The following is a 14,471-nucleotide window of genomic DNA, read 5'->3' on the forward strand; positions in this document are numbered from 1 at the left end:
CTTGAGCCTCGGTCACTCCCACTCGCACAGCCACCACGAGCATCATCACGATCACGATCACGATCACGATCACGGCCATGGCGCACAGGCCGCGCCGCCCTGGCGCCGGCTGCTGGTCGCCGCGCTGCTGGTGCTGTTCGCCGTCGCCGCCGCTTGCCTGGTGCAGGTACGTTCCGGCGAGGCGATGGTCATCACCCGTTTCGGCAACCCGGCGCGGGTCCTGCTCGAACCGGGCCTGGCCTGGCGCCTGCCGTTGCCGTTCGAGAGCGCGATCCCGGTCGACCTGCGCCTGCGCACCACCTCCAGCGGCCTGCAGGACGTCGGTACCCGCGATGGCCTGCGGATCATCGTCCAGGCCTACGTGGCCTGGCAGGTCCAGGGCGACGCCGACAACGTGCAGCGCTTCATGCGCGCGGTGCGCAACCAGCCGGACGAGGCTGCCCGGCAGTTGCGCACCTTCGTCGGCTCGGCGCTGGAAACCACCGCCAGCGCCTATGACCTGGCCGACCTGGTGAATACGGAGGCGTCGCGGGTGCGTATCGGCGACTTCGAAGCGCGCCTGCGCGAACAGATCGACCATCAGTTGCTGGCGACCTACGGGGTCAAGGTGGTGCAGGTCGGCATCGAGCGCCTGACCCTGCCCAAGGTGACCCTCGGCGCCACCGTCGACCGCATGCGCGCCGAGCGCGAGACCATCGCCACCGAGCGTACCGCCGAGGGCCGTCGCCAGGCCGCGGAGATCCGTTCGGCGGCGGAGCGCGACGCCCGGGTGATCCAGGCCGAGGCTTCGGTGAAAGCCGCGGAGATCGAGGCCCAGGCGCGGGTCGAGGCGGCGCGCATCTACGGCAAGGCCTACGCCGGTTCGCCGCAGCTGTACAACCTGCTGCGCTCGCTGGACACCCTCGGCACCATCGTCAACGGCGATACCCGCCTGGTCTTGCGCACCGATGCCGCACCGTTTCGCGTGCTGGTCGACGGGCCGCCGGCGTTCCCCGCCGAAGCGCCGGCCAACGGGCGCCGGCCATGAGCGGCGAAGCGCGCGAGGGGCTGCGCAGCCCCTGGCTGCAGGCCGGACGCCTGGCGTTCCTCGCACTGTTCGGCGTGACCCTCCTGGCGGCGCTGGCCTGGGCGTTTTCCCACGTCCGCCAGATCGGCCCGGAGAACCGCGCCGTAGTGCTGCGCCTGGGCGCGCTGGAGCGCCTGGCCGGTCCCGGCCTGCTGCTGGCCTGGCCGCAGCCGCTGGAGCAGGTGGTGCTGCTGCCGTCCGCCGAACAGGTGATCGAACGCCGCGTCGAGGGCCTGCTGCGCTCCGAGCAGGCGCGTCGCGCCGACCTCGACGTCAGCCTGTCCAGCGACGCGCTGGCCGGCTCCGGCTACCTGCTGACCGGCGACGCCGGGGTGGTGCAACTGGACGTGCGGGTGTTCTACAAGGTCGATGACCCGTACGCCTACGTCCTCCAGGGCGCCCACGTGCTGCCGGCGCTGGACCGCCTGGTGGCGCGCAACGCCGTGCAGGTCTGCGCCGCGCGCGACCTGGACACCATCCTGGTGGCGCGCCCGGAGTTGCTCGGCAACGACAGCGCGGTCGCCGAGCGCCGCGAACGCCTGCGCGGCGACCTGGTGCAGGGCATCAACCACAGCCTGGCGGCGTTGGCCGCGGCCGGCAGCGGGCTGGGCATCCAGGTGGTGCGGGTCGACGTGCAGTCGAGCCTGCCGCGCAATGCGGTAAGCGCCTTCAACGCGGTGCTGACCGCCAGCCAACTGGCCGAGCAGAACGTCGCCAAGGCGCGCACCGAGGCGGAGAAACTCACCCAGGCCGCCACCGAGGGGGCCGACCGCACCCTGCAGCTCGCCCGCGCCGAGGCCGGCGAACGGCTGGCCCAGGCGCGCCGCGACACCGCCAGCATCGTTGGCCTGGCCCCGGCGCTGGGCGCGACCGATGCCGGCCTGCTCTGGCGCCTGTACCGCGAACGGGTGCCGGCGATCCTCGGCAAGGCCGGTTCGGTCGGCAGCGTCGATCCGCGCGACGATGGCCGCCTGATTCTGCAAGGTGGGCAGCCATGAGCCGCTGCCCGACGGTGCCCTTCGCGGGCTGTGAAACAATGGACGGACAAGCGAACGTGAAACGGCTACCCTGCGTCGGCATCAACCTTCGGTACGCGCTTCCGCCAGCGGAACGCGGCGCCGAGTCGAACAACCAGGCGAACGGGACGGGCAATGACGGCAGGCGGTATTCCATTCACGGGCAACGGTGCGCGGCTATCACCCGGCAGGGCCCTGCTGTGCGGGCTGGCGCTGTTGCTGTGCGGCGGCGAGGCGCTGGCGCGGCAGTTGCCGAGCGACATGCTGGTGGGCTTCGTGGCCAGCGCGCAGTACCCGGTCATCACCCTGAAGAAACCCAAGCAGAGCCTGCTGCGCAGCGTGCTCACCCTGGGGCTGGGGAAGAAGACCGTCAGCTATTCGGTGGCGCCGTCGGTGCGCATCCGCACGGCGCAGAACCTGTTCATCGTCTATGGCCGCATGCCCCAGCTCAAGGGCAGTTTCGTCGGCCTGAAGAGCGACAACAACGGGCAGGTCAAGCAGATCTGGGAGCTCACCGAGAAGGAAGCCCTGGACTACGTACGCCGGCCGGACGCGCGCTTCCCGCAATAGCCGCCGCGGCTCGCCCCGGGAGGTGCGCATGAGCGAGCCGACCGCCCACGGCAGCCATGGCGGCTGCGCGCATCACCATCATCACCTGCCGTTCGGCGGCGGCCTGCTCAGCCGCGACGAGCAGCGCCGCGCCGCGCGCCAGCTGAGCCTGGCGATGCTCGCCCTCGGCCTGTTGCTGCTCGGCCTGGCCTGGCGCTGGCTGGCGGCGGACCAGGCCGGGGTCAGCCAGATCCTGCTCGGCGTCGCGTCGCTGCTGGTGGCGCTTCCGGTGGCCCGCTCGGCCTGGGACAGCCTGCGGCATCCGAGCCTGCACGGCGTCACCGACCAGTTGATCGCGCTGGCCATGCTCGGCGCCTGGGCCAGCGGCGACCTGCTGACCGCCGCGCTGCTGCCGATCATCATGATCTTCGGCCATGTACTGGAGGAGCGCAGCGTGATCGGCTCCCAGGAGGCCATCGCCGCCCTCGGCGAGCTGACCCGCAGCCATGCCCGGCGGATCGAGGCCGACGGCAGCCTGAGCGAGGTGGACAACGCCAGCCTGCGAGCGGGCGACCAGGTGGAAGTGCGCGCCGGCGACCGGGTTCCGGCCGACGGGCGGGTCCTGCAGGGCCAGGCCAGTCTCGACACCGCGCCGATCACCGGCGAGTCGGTGCCGCTCGAGGTGGCGCCGGGGATGGAGGTCTACGGCGGCGCGATCAACCTCGACGGCCTGCTGCGCATCGAGATAACCCGTACCGGCGAGGCCTCGACCCTGGGCAAGGTGATCGGCCTGATGCAACAGGCCGAGCGCGCCAAGCCGCCGATCACCCGCCTGCTGGAGCGCTACGCCGGGCAGTACATGTTGCTGGTGTTGCTGATCGCCGCGGTCACCTGGTTCGTCACCAACGATGCCCAGGCCATGCTCGCCGTGCTGGTCGCCGCCTGTCCCTGCGCCCTGGTGCTGTCCGCCCCGGCCACGGCTATCGCCGGGATCGCCGTGGCCGCCCGCCACGGTATCCTGATCCGCAGCTCGGCCTTCCTCGAGGAGCTGGCGGACCTGACTTCGCTGGTGGTCGACAAGACCGGCACCCTGACCCATGGCAGCCTGCGCCTGCAGGCGCTGCGCCTGGCCGATGCCGCCGAGGAGGCGTCGGTGCTGCGCCTGGCCGCCAGCCTCGGTGCCGCCAGCAGCCATCCGGTGAGCCGAGCGCTGGCAGCCCTGGCGGCGCACGATGCCTATCATCCATTGAGCGATATTCGCGAACGCCAGGGGTTCGGCGTGGTCGCACGAACAGCGGCGGGCGAAGCCGCCCTCGGCCGGCCCGAACTGTTCCAGCAACTGGGCATCGACGCCAGCGAGGTGCCGGAGCATGAGGGACCGATCGCCGGAATCGCCCTGGACGGGCGCTTCCTCGGCTGGCTGCTGCTGGCCGACAGCGTACGCGCGGAGGCCGCCGAGGCCCTGGCCGATCTGCGCGAACTGGGTCTGGGCCGGCAACTGTTGCTGACCGGCGATCGCCGGGCGGTGGCCGACGCCGTGGCCAAGCAGGTGGGGATTCGCCAACTGGTGGCGCAGGCGTTGCCGGAGGACAAGCTGCGCCAGGTCGGCGCGGAGATCGGCAGCGGTTTCCGGCCGATGGTGGTCGGCGACGGCATCAACGATTCGCTGGCGCTGAAGGCCGGTGTGGTCGGGGTGGCAATGGGCGCCGGCGGCGCCGACATCGCCCTGGCCTCGGCGGATATCGTGCTGATCGGCAGCGACCTGCGCCGCCTCGGCACCTGCGTGCGGCTCAGCCGGCAATGCCGGCGGACCCTGCAGGTCAACGTGGCGATCGGCCTCGGCTGGACCCTGGCGATCGTCGCCGCGGCAGCCTTCGGCCTGCTCGGCGCGGCCGGGGCGATGGTCGCGGCGCTGCTGCACAACCTCAGCACCTTGCTGGTGCTGGGCAATGCCGGACGCCTGCTGCGTTTCGAGGAGCCCCTCGGGCAGCCCCGGCCGGCCGTGGAGGGACGCGAAGAGGAGGGTACACCGTGAGGCAGGCGCAAACGCGACGCAACGGCTGGCGCTGGCTGGCCCTGGCGGTCGGCACGCTGTCCGCGCTGAGCCTGGCCGAGGCGTCGATGGCGCGCTGGCCGGCGGGCTGGCAGGTCAGCGACCTGCCCGCCGCGCAGCCCGGCCAGGCCGGCGCCGGCCAGCGCCAGCGCGCGGTCAAGTTGCAGGCAGACGGCTCCCAGGCACTGGTGATGGAGGTAACGCGGATGCCCCTGCAGAGCGGGCAGGCAGTGAACCTGGAGAAAGTCCTCGGGCACATGCGCAAGCTGGTGCAGATCGAGTTCCTGCGCAACGGCCTGCAGACCGCCTGCACCTCGCCGCAGCCGTCCACCACCGGCGGGCTGGCGGCGCTGGAGACCACCTGCACCATTCGCCAGCGCGGCGCCGTGGTGATGAAGCAGACCTTGCTCGCCGCGGCCGGCAAGACCTCGGCCTATTCGCTGTCCTATGCCGGCCTGGCCGAGGCCTACGACGCCAGCCAGGCAGAAATCCGTGCGGTGCGGGAAAGCCTGCGCTTCGAATGAGCGAAATCGGACGCGGTCGGGGCGGGGGCTGGAGTGTCGGCGGATAACGCCTGCGGCGCTATTCGCCCTACGGAGGGTTGCATTGGGGTAGGGCGGATAACCGCTTGCGGTTATCCGCCTTGCGTCTGTCGCGGATCATTTCTTCCCGGCGTTCTGCAGGATCTGCAGGGCCTGGGTGGTGGCGGTGATGCAGCCCTTGGTGTCGCCGCTGGCCTGGTCCTGCCTGGCCTTGGCCTGGAGTTCCTTGACCTCGGTGACCCGCGCACCGGTGACCGAGGTCTTGCCGCGCACGGCGAGGATATCGTCCAGCTTCTGCAGGTTGGCGCCGCACAGGTCGGTGCTTTCGGCGGCTTGGGCGGTGCCGCCGAGCAGGGCGGCGGCGATGAGCAGGGTACGCACGATCATGGCAGTTCTCCTTTGTGGGCCGGGTGGCCGGACGGGGGAGAGACGACAGGCTCCTGGGAGTCTTCTCCGCATGCCCAGTATCTGACCGGAGCCTCGCCGGAATGGTTCGGTCGCTCAGCCGTTGCCCCAGGGCGGGATCGACAGCGCCTGCTGGAGATGCTGGATGAACGCCTTGACCTTCGGCGACATCGCCGCCGCCCGCGAATACATCGCGTAGATCACGTCGTCGAGTGGGCGCAGGCCGGGCGCGGCGTCCACCAGGCGGCCGTTCTTGAGGTCCTCGGCGACGATGAACAGCGGCAGCAACGCCAGTCCCTGGCCGCGCAGGGCGGCGTCGCGCATGGCCTGGCCGTTGTTGCTGCTGAAGCGTCCGCGTGGCGAGACGGCACGGGGCTTGGCGCCGGGGAACGCCGGTTCGAAGGTCCAGACCTGGCTCGGCGTGGCGTTGTTGTAGCCCAGGCACTCGTGCTGCATCAGTTGTTCGAGGGTGTCCAGCGTGCCGTGGCGTTCCGCGTAGTCGGGGCTGCAGCAGACCACCCGCTGGCTGTTGGCCAGCGGCCGGGCGATCAGCGAACTGTCGTCCAGGCGGGTGACGCGGATGCTCAGGTCGTAGCCTTCCTTCTCGAAGTCGGTGAGGCGGTCGTCCATCTGCAGGACGATCTCCAGGCGCGGGTGCTGGCTCATGAAGTCGGCGATGATCGGCGACAGCCAGAGGGTGCCGAAGCTCATCGGGGTGACGATGCGCAATTCGCCGCACAGGTCGTTCTCGCGCAGGGCGACGATCTCCGCGGCGTTGTTGAGTTCCTGCAGCGAGGCCTTAGCGGCCTTGTAGAAGAAATGCCCGGCCTCGGTCGGCTCGACGTTGCGCGTGGTGCGATAGAGCAGGCGGACGCCGAGGCGTCGTTCGAGATCGCTGACGCGCTTGCTGATCACCGACTTGGACAGGCTCATGCGCTCGGCCGCCGACGTCACGCTGTTGAGTTCGGCGACGTTGAGGAAGGCTTCGATATCGTCGAAACGCAGGCTCATCGGTGGGCCCACGATACAGTGGCAATCGCTCGACGCATTCTCGGCTCCTCCTGGTCGTTTTCCTTGGGCTTTCTATCCGCTTGATTCGCAAGCTAAATCGATCCAGCCTTGAGCAAGCTTACCCAATCGAAAGGCGCCGCAGCGTTCGTTCTCAGCGAAAACGGTTTTCGCCTGGACGCGCTACCGGGAAGGCCGTCGGGGCTTTTACCCTGTAGCCGCGACTCGTCGCTCCGTGGCCGACCGCACCTGCCCGCCCCCGTAGGCGGCCACGGATTTCCTTGCGCCTTCTAGACTGGAAGCGAACCCGCCGCATGAATCCCGAACGAGAAACCAGCATGTCGAGTCGCTTCATCGCCGCCTGGTCCGCGGCCAACCGTTGCCTGGAGGTGCGGGGCCGGGCATGGAAGGGCTGAAATTCTACGCCCGCTTGCTCTGGCGGCCGCCGCGGGAAACCCTGCTGTTCGCCCTGCGCACCGTCGCCGCCGGGCTGCTGACCCTGTACCTGGCCTTCCTCTTCGACCTGGAGCAGCCGAAGTGGGCGCTGATGACCGTGGTCATCGTCAGCCAGCCGCTGGCCGGGATGGCTCTCAAGCGCAGTTTCGCCCAGGTCCTCGGTACCTTCGCTGGCGCCGTGGTGGCGGTGCTGATCATGGCGCTGTTCGCCCAGCAACCGTTGCCGTTCTTCGTCGCCCTGGGACTCTGGCTGGCGCTCTGCACCGCCGGCGGCACCTTGCTGCGCTACACCGACTCGCACGCCTTCGTGCTCAGCGGCTTCACCGCGGTGATCGTCGCCGTGCTGTCGATTCCCGATCCGGAAAACACCTCCATGCTCGCCGTGGTGCGGGTCACCGAGACCCTGCTGGGCGTCGCCTGCGTGGCCCTGGTCAGCCTGCTCAGCGCGCGACCGCAGGCGGTGGCGAAGGGCTACTTCGCCCAGGTCGACGGCCTGATCCGCAGTACCGCGCGGCACGCCGCGGCGGTGATCCGCGGCGACGAGGGCGACGAGTCGTTCAACCAGCGGCAGATGCAACTGGTCGCCAGCATCACCGCGCTGGACGGCCTGCGCCGGCACCTCTATTTCGACGCGCCGAACCTGCGCCGCGCCGATGGCCTGGTGCAGTTGCTGGGTAACCTGCTGGTGCTGATGGCCTCGCGGCTGTTGCTGCTGCGCCAGCATCGCCTGCTGGTGCGGGCGCACTGGGTCGGGCCGTTGCCGGCGGATATCCAGGCACTGCTGGATCGTGCGTTGCGGGTGCTGGACGCGCTGGCCGAGCAGGGGCGGGCGGTACCCTCCGAGGTGCTGGAGGAGTTCCAGGCGGTGCGCCAGGCCTTCGATGCCGCGGCGACGCGCGCGGAGTCCTACGACGAGGCGCTGAGCCCGGCGCTGCGCCCGCAGGTGGCGATCCTGCGCTGGGAATACGCGCGGCTGTTTCAGCGCCTGGGCGAAGTGCTCGAACTCAACGATGCGATCCAGTCCGGCCGCCACGCCAGCAGTTTCTACCGCCGTGGCCAGGCGCAGGCGCTGCACCTGGACTGGGCGCTGGCCTCGATGAACGCCGTGCGCGCTTTCGTCGCCTTGTCCTGCGCCGCCTGGCTGTGGATCACCAGCGCCTGGAACGGCGCCCTCAGCAGCCTGCTGCTGGTCGGCGTGATGTGCTCGCTGATGGCGACCTTCCCGCGTCCGCTGCTGGCGGCGCAGAACTTCCTGCGCGGGCTGCTGCTGGCGATCCTGATCTCGGCGGCGCTGCTGTTCGTGCTGTTGCCGGCATCCGCCGACTTCGAGTGGCTGGCGCTGTGGATGGCGTTGCTGCTGTACGTGGTCGCGGTCGGCCTGAGCAGCCCGCTGAGCGCCGGGATCGCCATGGGCATCGGCCTGGAGACCTTGCTGATGGTGGCGCCACAGAATATCGCGGTCTACTACAGCAACGCTTCGCAGTGGTTCGAGTTCGTCGGCGGCTTCCTCGCCGCGGCGGTCCTCGCCGTGCTGGTGTTCGCCCTGGTCTATCCGTTCCGCGCCGACCCGCGCCTGCGCCGGCTGCTCTACCTGTCGCGCCAGGACGTCGCGGAAATGTCGCGCTGCGAGGCCAGCGAGGCGCAGCGCTTCGCCTTCGAGACGCGGATGATCGATCGCCTGGCGGTGATGGTCGGCCTGCTGCCGGCGAGCCAGGAGCCGGCTGCGGCGGAACGTTTCCAGTGCGCCCTGGGCTGCGTGGTGATGGGCGTGGCGTTGAACCGCCTGCGCGAGCCGCTGCATGACGCCGGGGTGGTGCCGCTGGAGTTGCAGCCGCTGCTGGGCGAGGCGCTGCGCGAGGTCGCCGCCTACATAGCCGGCGGCGCGGACGCCCCGCGGCAGGACCTCGCCCTGGCCGCCCTGCGGCGTTTCGGCCGGGGCCTGGAGGCCTTGCTGGCGCAGCCGTCGAAGGACCTCGGGGCGACGCGGCAGCGCTTCATCATGAATGTCGCGGTACTGATCCTGCAGCAGTCGCTGCAACGCTATCGGACGCTGCTGGAGGAGGACCGCGGCGCACCGGCGGTCGTCGAAGAACCAGAAGAGGAGGGCGGACATGCCCGCTGATGTCGAGGTCGGGGGCGCCTACCTGCCGCCGATCGCCCAGGCGCTGCTGCTGGCCTGGCTGATCCTGCTGCTGCTCAACCCGCTGTTGCGGCGCTTCGGCGTGTTGCAGCGGGTCTGGCACGAAGCGCTGTTCCAGGGCGCGTTGTACTGCGCGATCTGCGCCGGTCTGATCCTGTGGATGGGAGAGATGTCCCGATGAACCTGTTGCAAGGCAAATGGCCACGCCTGGCCACCCTGCTGGCGGTGCTGGTGGCGGCGGCGCTGGTGTTCCTCGCCTGGGAACGCTACACCCGCACACCGTGGACCCGTGACGCGCGGGTCCGCGCCGATGTGGTGACGCTGTCGGCGGACGTTTCCGGGCTGATCACCCGGTTGCCGCTGAGCGACAACCAGCCCGTGGAGAAGGGCGAGCTGCTGCTCAGCATCGATCCGGCGCGCTATGAACTGGCGGTGCTGCGCGCCGAGCGCGCGGTGAACGTGGCGCGGGCGGCGCTGGGCGAGTCGCGCGCGGCGATCGAGGCCAGCCAGGCCCAGTTGCGCCAGCGCCGCAGCGAGGCGCAGCGGCGCTCGGCATTGCAGAAGCGCTCGATGCTATCGGTGGAAGAGAACGAAAAGGCCCAGACCGACGTCAGCCTGGCCCAGGCCGAGTTGCTGAGGAACCAGGCCAGCCTCGGCCTGGCCCAGGCCAACGTGGAGCTTGCCGAAGCCGCCTTGCAGCAGGCCCGTCTCGACCTCGAACGTACCCAGGTGCGCGCCCCGGTCAGCGGCTACGTGACCAACCTGCAGACCCGGGAGGGCGACTACGCCCACGCCGGGGTGCCATTGCTGGCGCTGGTGGACCGCGATTCGTTCTATGTCAGCGGATACTTCGAGGAGACCAAGTTGCCGGGCATCCGCGTCGGCAGCCGGGCGCGGGTGGAACTGATGAGCGGCGAGCGCTTCGACGGGCGCGTGCAGAGCATCGCCCATGCCATCACCGACCGGGAGAATGCCGAGGGCTCGCGCCTGCTGGCGAACATCAACCCGAGCTATACCTGGGTCAAGCTGGCCCAGCGAATTCCGGTGCGCATCGCCATCGATCCCGCCTATCGCCAGCGCAACACCTTGCGCGCCGGTGTGACCGCGACCATCCGGGTGCTGCCCGCGGAGGACACCGCGAAAGTCGATTCCGCGGCGCCCGGGACTGCCTTGCGGCCTTGAGTCAGTCAGGCCGAACCGGTCAGTCTGTGCCGGTCATGGCTCAGGGTTGTTCGCGGACGATTTCCGCCAGGTGCAGGATCAATCGCTCGTCAGCCTGGTTGCCGCTCTGCTGGCGGAATTGCCTGGCCTCCTCGCGGGCGCGCTGGAAGGCCGCATCGACGCTGGCCTGGCCATGGCTGTCGCGAATCCACAGGTAGAGGCCCATGACCAGGCTCTGCAGGGTGGCCAGGTCGCTGCTCTGGGCATTCAGCGCATCGATGAGTTGCTGTTTGGAAAACGCTTGCATGGTCGATCTCCGATCAATGGCGCCGCAAGGGCGCGGTTCGCCCCGGCGGTCGCCGGGGTGCGCGGAGCATGTGGAAAGTGCGGAGAGGCTGGCCAGCTTAGGCCAAGTCATTCAAATGATTAGGGAATTTTCTGACTTTCAGTGACCTTTCGACTGTTTTCGACGGCGGGCGATCGCTACGTTTTCATCGAACCGTCACCAAAACGTCATGAAGACGCGCCTAGCATTCGCGGTATTTCGGCATGACGTGGAGAGCAGCGCATGGACTCCTATGGCGATACCTCGGGCCGCATCGGTCGCGACTGGCTCGATCGACACGACGAAGAGCTGGAGCAGGAACTGCTCGACGACGAGCTGAACCTGGACGAGCTGTTCGGTCCCGAGCAGGAGGATGCGCCCGGCGAGTTGAGTCGGCGCCGCTATTTCCGCGAGCTGTTCCGCCTGCAACGGGAACTGGTGAAACTGCAGAACTGGGTGGTGCACACCGGGCACAAGGTGGTGATTCTCTTCGAGGGACGCGACGCGGCGGGCAAGGGCGGCGTGATCAAGCGCATCACCCAGCGCCTCAACCCTCGGGTCTGCCGGGTCGCCGCGCTGCCCGCGCCGAACGACCGCGAGCAGACCCAGTGGTATTTCCAGCGCTACGTCTCGCACCTGCCGGCCGGTGGCGAGATCGTCCTGTTCGACCGCAGCTGGTACAACCGTGCCGGGGTCGAGCGGGTCATGGGTTTCTGCAACGACGAACAATACGAGGAATTCTTCCGCAGCGTGCCGGAGTTCGAAAAGATGCTGGCGCGCTCGGGCATCCAGTTGCTCAAGTACTGGTTCTCCATCTCCGACGCCGAGCAGCACCTGCGTTTCCTCAGCCGTATCCACGATCCGCTCAAGCAGTGGAAGCTCAGTCCGATGGACCTGGAGTCGCGGCGGCGCTGGGAGGCCTACACCAAGGCCAAGGAAACCATGCTCGAACGCACCCACATCCCCGAGGCGCCCTGGTGGGTGGTACAGGCCGACGACAAGAAGCGCGCGCGGCTGAACTGCATCCACCACCTGTTGCAGCAGATGCCCTACCGGGAAGTTCCGCAGCCGCCGGTACACCTGCCGGAGCGCCTGCGCCACGCCGATTACGTCAGGCATCCGACGCCCGGCGAGATCATCGTGCCGGAAGTCTATTGATGGCCGTTCGGCCGGACGCCGGGCTGGACGGGTAAATTCGCGGCGGGATGCGACGTTACTCAGGCAAGCCCCACGAGTAGCCGGCCATGCTTCCGTCTCCAGCCTCCAGCCTGTCGTTTCCGTCGCCCCTCGAGCGCCGCGAGGCCGATCCATATGCCCGCTGCGACAGGCAGCGGCCTGCGTGCAACGAGTCGCACGAACCGGCGCAGGAGCGTCCTGAACCTGTCGCGACCTGCGCATTCATCGAGGAGGAGCGCCGGCGTGGCGATCCCACGGGCTTGCTTTACGCCCTTGGGCCGCGGGAGCGGGGAGAGCCGGAGCGGGTGGCGGAGTGGTTGGCGGCGCTGGTCCACCATTTCTACCTGGACGGTCCCGTTGAGCCGCCGAGGCCAACGCTGGGAAAGGCGCGCTGCGAAACCGCGCCGGGCCTTTGCCGCTGCTGCGGCCAACCCTTCGATTTTCGCCACAAGCGCGCGGCGCTGTTGCTGCTGGGAACCCATTTCGCCGCCAGGGCCGAGGCGCAGGCGGCGTCGGTGCGCCGCTACCGGCGCTGAGGAATGCTCGCCGCCGTCAGCGGCGGGCGCTGAGATGGGTGACGTTGTCGCCCTGGCGCTCGGCGGTGACCTTGCGGCAGTGCACCAGGGCGTCGCGGATCATGAAGTTGACCAGGGTCGGCGAGACGCCCAGTTCCTTGGCGATGTCCTTCTGTGGCACGCCGTGCAGGCGGTACATCTCGAAGGCGTAGCGGGTGCGCTTGGGCAGCTCGGTGAGGGCATCCGCGATGTGTTCGAGGGTCGCGTAGTTGATGTGCGAGGTTTCCGGCGAGGCGCCCTGGATCACCACGTTCAGGCCTTCTTCCTCCGGCCCCGAGTATTTCTGTTCGAGCGCCTGCTTGCGGTAGTGATCGATGGCCAGGTTGCGGACGATCTGGAACAGGTAGCTGAGCTGTGCCTTGAACGACGAAGTGATCTGCGGCGCCGACTGGAGCCTGAAGAACGCATCCTGGACCACATCTTCGGCTCGCGAGCGGCAACCGGTAATGCGGGCGGCGATCTTCACCAGGATCGTACGGTTATCGACGAATGCCTGGAGGAGCGGGGTATCGCATCTGCGGGTAGACAGTTGTTCCGACATGGAAATCACCTTGCTGCGGAGGGGGCTGCAGAGCACTGGCGGTGGGGTAAGACCCACACATGGCGCAACAAATTATGTTGAATGATAATGATTGTCAATTACGAAGAAATAACCAATCTCACCTTTATTCGTGAATGGTCCGCATGCTGGCAAATAGCCGCTGCGAATGATGGAGGGGAGAAATTCTTCGGCGTTTCAGAAGGATGGCCGCGCCAATGTTGCAGTCATGCGTCGCAGACGAAATTTTTTTAATAATCTTTAGGAATCAGCTAGTTAGAAGTCGGTATTGAATGCCTCGCCGCTCCTGCCGGCGTTCCGCGCAAGAACTGCGCTAAGGCGCTGCGACAACCGTTCCCGGCTGCTCCATGGCGTACATCGCTATCGCCGATGCGGCGATAGCGCCGGGCACAACCCATCAGAATGGATAGGGGTTGGCGTCCTTTCGCGCAATGCTCCGCGGTTGCCCGGAGATTGCGGTTACATGCGCTAATTATTTGCCGTTGTTATCCGTTCCCCTCTGTGACAGCGCGGGCAGGTGCCCGGCGCCCCGGCGTGCGCAGCAGGAGACGGAAATGCCGATCGATCATGGGAAAGCGCTCTGCCCCGGACGAGGGCCACGACAGCGGCGCAAGGAGGTCGGCAGGTGAGCCCGGCCGTTTCCCTGCAATTGTTCTGCCTGCCTTATTCGGGGGCCAGCGCCACGCTGTTCCGCCGCTGGCAGCCCAGCCTGCCGGGCTGGATCCGCTTGCTACCCCTGGAATTGCCGGGGCGCGGCCTTCGCTTCGGCGAGGCCCTGCATACCGATGCCGCCAGCCTGGTCGCGCAATTGGCCGGCGAGCTGCAAGGCACCCTCGATAGCGCTTCTCCCTACGCCTTCTTCGGCCACAGCCTGGGCGGGCTGCTGGCCTTCGAACTGGCCCATGCCATGCGTCGGCGCGGCCTCGAAGGGCCGCTGGCGCTATTCCTCTCCGGCGTATCCCCGCCCGCCGAAAACGATGTCAGCGGCTACCGGCGCGCCAAGGCCGACGCCGAACTGGTTGCCGCGTTGCGCGACTACAGGGGTACTCCGGAGGCCGTCCTCAACGATCCGTCGCTGATGCAGATGCTGTTGCCAGTGGTGCGAGCGGACTTTCTCGTCACCGGCAGCTACCGCTACCAGGCGCATGGGCCGCTGGACGCGGCGCTGCACCTGTTCGGCGGACGCGAGGACAGCCTGCGCAGCGCCGAGTTGCTCGGCTGGCTGCATGAGGCCGGGGGCGACTTCACCCTCGACCTGCTCGACGGGCAGCACTTTTTCATCCGCGAACAGCAGGGGCAGTTGCTGCGCCTGCTGCGTCGCTACGCCGGCCAGCATCTGCTGCGCTGGCACAAGGACAAGGTCCGGGGAAGCATGCGCGCCGCCAGTTGAGGGGCGGCCGCGACGACTGTTTCCGGGACTCACTAGAACTCGATTGCAAG

Annotated in this window: 15 protein-coding genes; 11 read left to right on the forward strand and 4 right to left on the reverse strand. The window is 68.4% G+C overall.

Annotated elements, in window-relative coordinates; translation table 11 throughout:
* Position 1: 1 nt before the first annotated feature.
* The 5 genes from hflC to FHW81_RS15930 all read left to right on the forward strand — a co-directional run bounded on the left by hflC (position 2) and on the right by FHW81_RS15930 (position 5,208).
* Entirely contained in the window at positions 2-1,027 is a 1,026-nt protein-coding gene (hflC, locus tag FHW81_RS15910; RefSeq protein ID WP_031632959.1) for a protease modulator HflC, read from the forward strand.
* Positions 1,024-2,064, forward strand: coding sequence for an SPFH domain-containing protein (locus FHW81_RS15915; RefSeq protein WP_060774219.1), 1,041 nt, complete (start codon positions 1,024-1,026; stop codon positions 2,062-2,064). Before hflC ends, FHW81_RS15915 begins: the two co-directional genes overlap by 4 nt.
* Positions 2,065-2,217: 153 nt before the next feature.
* Positions 2,218-2,652: a hypothetical protein gene (locus tag FHW81_RS15920; protein ID WP_003089693.1), complete on the forward strand. Its 435-nt coding sequence runs from the start codon at positions 2,218-2,220 to the stop codon at positions 2,650-2,652.
* Between the two features lie 28 nt (positions 2,653-2,680).
* Positions 2,681-4,666 (forward strand): cation-translocating P-type ATPase, encoded by a 1,986-nt coding sequence (locus FHW81_RS15925; protein WP_003102964.1) that lies wholly within the window; start codon positions 2,681-2,683, stop codon positions 4,664-4,666.
* On the forward strand, positions 4,663-5,208 hold the full coding sequence (locus FHW81_RS15930) for a DUF4946 domain-containing protein (protein WP_003102966.1): 546 nt from the start codon (positions 4,663-4,665) through the stop codon (positions 5,206-5,208). The genes FHW81_RS15925 and FHW81_RS15930 overlap by 4 nt, the downstream gene beginning before the upstream one ends.
* 135 nt (positions 5,209-5,343) lie before the next feature.
* On the opposite strand, the gene FHW81_RS15935 is transcribed toward FHW81_RS15930, so the two are convergent.
* Positions 5,344-5,613 carry a hypothetical protein gene (locus tag FHW81_RS15935; RefSeq protein WP_003089681.1) on the reverse strand — a complete coding sequence of 90 codons (270 nt, stop codon included), beginning with the start codon at positions 5,611-5,613 and terminating at the stop codon, positions 5,344-5,346.
* 114 nt (positions 5,614-5,727) lie between these two features.
* Positions 5,728-6,642 carry a LysR family transcriptional regulator gene (locus FHW81_RS15940; RefSeq protein WP_003089677.1) on the reverse strand — a complete coding sequence of 305 codons (915 nt, stop codon included), beginning with the start codon at positions 6,640-6,642 and terminating at the stop codon, positions 5,728-5,730.
* Positions 6,643-7,042: 400 nt separating this feature from the next.
* Here FHW81_RS15940 and FHW81_RS15945 point away from each other — a divergent pair, with 400 nt between their 5' ends.
* The 3 genes from FHW81_RS15945 to FHW81_RS15955 are packed head-to-tail and all read left to right on the forward strand — an operon-like array spanning position 7,043 to position 10,417.
* On the forward strand, positions 7,043-9,217 hold the full coding sequence (locus FHW81_RS15945) for an FUSC family protein (RefSeq protein ID WP_106120647.1): 2,175 nt from the start codon (positions 7,043-7,045) through the stop codon (positions 9,215-9,217).
* Complete coding sequence (locus FHW81_RS15950; protein WP_003116901.1) at positions 9,207-9,416, forward strand: DUF1656 domain-containing protein; 210 nt, start codon at positions 9,207-9,209, stop codon at positions 9,414-9,416. The genes FHW81_RS15945 and FHW81_RS15950 overlap by 11 nt, the downstream gene beginning before the upstream one ends.
* Entirely contained in the window at positions 9,413-10,417 is a 1,005-nt protein-coding gene (locus tag FHW81_RS15955) for a biotin/lipoyl-binding protein (RefSeq protein ID WP_003116902.1), read from the forward strand. The genes FHW81_RS15950 and FHW81_RS15955 overlap by 4 nt, the downstream gene beginning before the upstream one ends.
* Before the next feature lie 40 nt (positions 10,418-10,457).
* On the opposite strand, the gene FHW81_RS15960 is transcribed toward FHW81_RS15955, so the two are convergent.
* The gene (locus FHW81_RS15960) at positions 10,458-10,703 is read right to left on the reverse strand and encodes a hypothetical protein (protein WP_003113070.1); all 246 of its coding nucleotides are present in this window, start codon (positions 10,701-10,703) and stop codon (positions 10,458-10,460) included.
* Between the two features lie 261 nt (positions 10,704-10,964).
* Here FHW81_RS15960 and ppk2 point away from each other — a divergent pair, with 261 nt between their 5' ends.
* Positions 10,965-11,879: a polyphosphate kinase 2 gene (gene ppk2, locus FHW81_RS15965; protein ID WP_003089666.1), complete on the forward strand. Its 915-nt coding sequence runs from the start codon at positions 10,965-10,967 to the stop codon at positions 11,877-11,879.
* 86 nt (positions 11,880-11,965) lie between these two features.
* Complete coding sequence (locus FHW81_RS15970; protein ID WP_016253400.1) at positions 11,966-12,433, forward strand: hypothetical protein; 468 nt, start codon at positions 11,966-11,968, stop codon at positions 12,431-12,433.
* A 16-nt stretch (positions 12,434-12,449) separates the two neighbouring features.
* Here FHW81_RS15970 and pvdS read toward each other — a convergent pair whose 3' ends face one another.
* The gene (gene pvdS / locus FHW81_RS15975; protein ID WP_003113068.1) at positions 12,450-13,013 is read right to left on the reverse strand and encodes a pyoverdine signaling pathway sigma factor PvdS; all 564 of its coding nucleotides are present in this window, start codon (positions 13,011-13,013) and stop codon (positions 12,450-12,452) included.
* Positions 13,014-13,656: 643 nt separating this feature from the next.
* On the opposite strand from pvdS, the gene pvdG reads away from it, so the two are divergent.
* Positions 13,657-14,421: a pyoverdine biosynthesis thioesterase PvdG gene (gene pvdG, locus FHW81_RS15980; protein WP_003116905.1), complete on the forward strand. Its 765-nt coding sequence runs from the start codon at positions 13,657-13,659 to the stop codon at positions 14,419-14,421.
* The last annotated feature ends 50 nt before the right edge of the window (positions 14,422-14,471 follow it).

Source organism: Pseudomonas sp. RC10-4-2, assembly GCF_050433085.1.
Classification (GTDB): domain Bacteria; phylum Pseudomonadota; class Gammaproteobacteria; order Pseudomonadales; family Pseudomonadaceae; genus Pseudomonas; species Pseudomonas aeruginosa.

What these genes read in the sequence shown, in the direction of transcription:
- FHW81_RS15970 (WP_016253400.1), top strand. Translation starts at nt 11,966, where the DNA reads ATGCTTCCGTCTCCAGCCTCCAGCCTGTCGTTTCCGTCGCCCCTCGAG.
- FHW81_RS15940 (WP_003089677.1), bottom strand. Translation starts at nt 6,642, where the DNA reads ATGAGCCTGCGTTTCGACGATATCGAAGCCTTCCTCAACGTCGCCGAA.
- FHW81_RS15960 (WP_003113070.1), bottom strand. Translation starts at nt 10,703, where the DNA reads ATGCAAGCGTTTTCCAAACAGCAACTCATCGATGCGCTGAATGCCCAG.
- FHW81_RS15950 (WP_003116901.1), top strand. Translation starts at nt 9,207, where the DNA reads ATGCCCGCTGATGTCGAGGTCGGGGGCGCCTACCTGCCGCCGATCGCC.
- ppk2 (WP_003089666.1), top strand. Translation starts at nt 10,965, where the DNA reads ATGGACTCCTATGGCGATACCTCGGGCCGCATCGGTCGCGACTGGCTC.
- FHW81_RS15945 (WP_106120647.1), top strand. Translation starts at nt 7,043, where the DNA reads ATGGAAGGGCTGAAATTCTACGCCCGCTTGCTCTGGCGGCCGCCGCGG.
- pvdS (WP_003113068.1), bottom strand. Translation starts at nt 13,013, where the DNA reads ATGTCGGAACAACTGTCTACCCGCAGATGCGATACCCCGCTCCTCCAG.
- FHW81_RS15915 (WP_060774219.1), top strand. Translation starts at nt 1,024, where the DNA reads ATGAGCGGCGAAGCGCGCGAGGGGCTGCGCAGCCCCTGGCTGCAGGCC.
- FHW81_RS15935 (WP_003089681.1), bottom strand. Translation starts at nt 5,613, where the DNA reads ATGATCGTGCGTACCCTGCTCATCGCCGCCGCCCTGCTCGGCGGCACC.
- FHW81_RS15920 (WP_003089693.1), top strand. Translation starts at nt 2,218, where the DNA reads ATGACGGCAGGCGGTATTCCATTCACGGGCAACGGTGCGCGGCTATCA.
- FHW81_RS15955 (WP_003116902.1), top strand. Translation starts at nt 9,413, where the DNA reads ATGAACCTGTTGCAAGGCAAATGGCCACGCCTGGCCACCCTGCTGGCG.
- FHW81_RS15925 (WP_003102964.1), top strand. Translation starts at nt 2,681, where the DNA reads ATGAGCGAGCCGACCGCCCACGGCAGCCATGGCGGCTGCGCGCATCAC.